Consider the following 2500-nt stretch of genomic DNA (forward strand, 5'->3'; position numbering starts at 1 on the left):
ATAAACCGTACCCGAAACCGACACTGGTGGTCAGGTAGAGTATACCAAGGCGCTTGAGAGAACTATGCTGAAGGAACTCGGCAAATTGCACGCGTAACTTCGGAAGAAGCGTGACCCTTTTCTACGCAAGTAGAGGAGGGTGGCACAGACCAGGGGGTAGCGACTGTTTATCAAAAACACAGGGCTCTGCGAAGTCGCAAGACGACGTATAGGGTCTGACGCCTGCCCGGTGCTGGAAGGTTAAGAGGAGGGGTGCAAGCTCTGAATCGAAGCCCCAGTAAACGGCGGCCGTAACTATAACGGTCCTAAGGTAGCGAAATTCCTTGTCGGGTAAGTTCCGACCTGCACGAATGGCGTAACGACTTCCCCGCTGTCTCCAGCATAGACTCAGTGAAATTGAATTCCCCGTGAAGATGCGGGGTTCCTGCGGTTAGACGGAAAGACCCCGTGCACCTTTACTATAGCTTTACATTGGCATTCGTAGTGGCATGTGTAGGATAGGTGGTAGGCTTTGAAACCTGGGCGCCAGCTCAGGTGGAGCCACCCTTGAAATACCACCCTTATTACTATGGATGTCTAACCGCGGCCCGTTATCCGGGTCCGGGACAATGTATGGTGGGTAGTTTGACTGGGGCGGTCGCCTCCTAAAGAGTAACGGAGGCGCGCGATGGTGGGCTCAGAACGGTCGGAAATCGTTCGCTGAGTGCAATGGCATAAGCCTGCCTGACTGCGAGACTGACAAGTCGAGCAGAGACGAAAGTCGGTCATAGTGATCCGGTGGTCCCGCGTGGAAGGGCCATCGCTCAACGGATAAAAGGTACGCCGGGGATAACAGGCTGATGACCCCCAAGAGTCCATATCGACGGGGTTGTTTGGCACCTCGATGTCGACTCATCGCATCCTGGGGCTGGAGCAGGTCCCAAGGGTATGGCTGTTCGCCATTTAAAGCGGTACGTGAGTTGGGTTCAGAACGTCGTGAGACAGTTCGGTCCCTATCTGCCGTGGGTGTAGGAATATTGAAAGGATCTGTCCCTAGTACGAGAGGACCGGGATGGACGGATCTCTGGTGGACCTGTTGTGGCGCCAGCCGCATAGCAGGGTAGCTATATCCGGACGGGATAACCGCTGAAGGCATCTAAGCGGGAAACCCACCTTAAAACGAGTATTCCCTGAGAACCGTGGAAGACGACCACGTTGATAGGCCGGGTGTGGAAGAGCGGCAACGCTTGAAGCTTACCGGTACTAATAGTTCGATCGGCTTGATCGTTCTCATTCCTTATGCTCATCGTGAACACGATGATCTGACCAGCGCTCACGCATGAGCGGCCCTTACAGGGCCTATGCTCCGCGAGGGCGCCGGAAAACCGGCGACGCGCAGTCGCGCTTGCGGGCTTGCGCCCGAAAGCAAAACACAAACGTCGCCTTGGCACGAAAAAACAGCTTCTCGATATAACGTGCGTTTTGCCGACCTGGTGGTTATGGCGGAGCGGCTGCACCCGATCCCATTCCGAACTCGGCCGTGAAACGCTCCAGCGCTGATGGTACTTCGTCTCAAGACGCGGGAGAGTAGGTCGCTGCCAGGTCTGCAAAACGCACGTTGAACTCTCATCCGCAAACCGGATGAAACTGAAATCTTCTCTCTACGAAAAGGCCCGCCAAGGGATCACGGGCCGCGCAAGCGGCCCTTTCATTTGGTCAGCCATATACCTATCTGTAAGCCATCCTGTTCATAGGCCCAGGCTTACGTCCAGATAAGCAAGCAAACGCTTGCTTCAGATCCGGAGCAGGCAAGAGCTTGCCCTGGAGAGTCCGGAGCAAGCAAGAGCTTGCCCTGGAGAGTCCGGAGCAAGCAAGAGCTTGCCCTGGAGGTGACGCGGGGTGGAGCAGCCCGGTAGCTCGTCAGGCTCATAACCTGAAGGTCACAGGTTCAAATCCTGTCCCCGCAACCAACAAAAAAAGCCCGCTTCACGCGGGCTTTTTGCGTTCGGACCGTGATCGATGGCGATTTTAACCTGCACCAGGGGTCGGAAGCAGGCGAAGCCGACGCCGTGGGACAGAAAGGCCAAATCATGACCCCCAACCGCCCGTAGCTCGCAAGCCTTTTTGTATTCGGCACCTTTGCCCACGCGAAGCCGGTTGACTCCCGCCTCTGTCAGCGCGGCAACCGCCACGCGCCCGCGCGATCGTGACTGGGCGCTTTGGATACTGCAGAACCAGGCGACGAACCATTCTCTCGCCATCAGATCTTGGAAAACGAACCGTGATCGTGCGCTTCCAATCATTGCTATTATTGCTACCGGGCTTGATCGGCGCCATAATCTTCCAGGAGGTTGCCGTGCCCGACTACGCTCTGAACGAACCACTATGAGAGCTTCATCAGGAAGCAGCTCGAATCAGGCCGCTACAACAATGCCTGAGATGTTCGCGCCGGCCTACGTATGCTCGAGGATTTCGAGGCGGAGCAGGAGAGATGGCTGCGCGAGGAGGTTCCGGCGCGCCT

1 protein-coding gene, 1 tRNA gene and 2 rRNA genes (1 of these 4 running past the window's edge) are annotated in these 2500 nt (G+C 56.4%); 3 read left to right on the forward strand and 1 reads right to left on the reverse strand.

The features are described from left to right. The 3 genes from NKJ77_RS00825 to NKJ77_RS00835 all read left to right on the forward strand — a co-directional run. Positions 1–1267: ribosomal RNA gene (locus NKJ77_RS00825) — 23S ribosomal RNA — on the forward strand; it begins 1535 nt to the left of the window's first position. 201 nt (positions 1268–1468) lie between these two features. Then, positions 1469–1583 (forward strand): 5S ribosomal RNA (gene rrf / locus NKJ77_RS00830). Between the two features lie 289 nt (positions 1584–1872). Then, a tRNA-Met gene (locus NKJ77_RS00835) sits at positions 1873–1949 on the forward strand. Here the strand turns inward: NKJ77_RS00835 and NKJ77_RS00840 are convergent. Next, positions 1920–2282, reverse strand: a complete 363-nt coding sequence (locus tag NKJ77_RS00840) for a hypothetical protein (RefSeq protein WP_352533949.1) — start codon at positions 2280–2282, stop codon at positions 1920–1922. The two genes, NKJ77_RS00835 and NKJ77_RS00840, sit on opposite strands and share 30 nt — an antisense overlap. Between the last annotated feature and the right edge of the window lie 218 nt (positions 2283–2500).

The organism is Mesorhizobium sp. M0052 (genome assembly GCF_040323255.1).
Lineage (GTDB): Bacteria > Pseudomonadota > Alphaproteobacteria > Rhizobiales > Rhizobiaceae > Mesorhizobium.

What these genes read in the sequence shown, in the direction of transcription:
- NKJ77_RS00840 (WP_352533949.1), bottom strand. Translation starts at nt 2,282, where the DNA reads ATGATTGGAAGCGCACGATCACGGTTCGTTTTCCAAGATCTGATGGCG.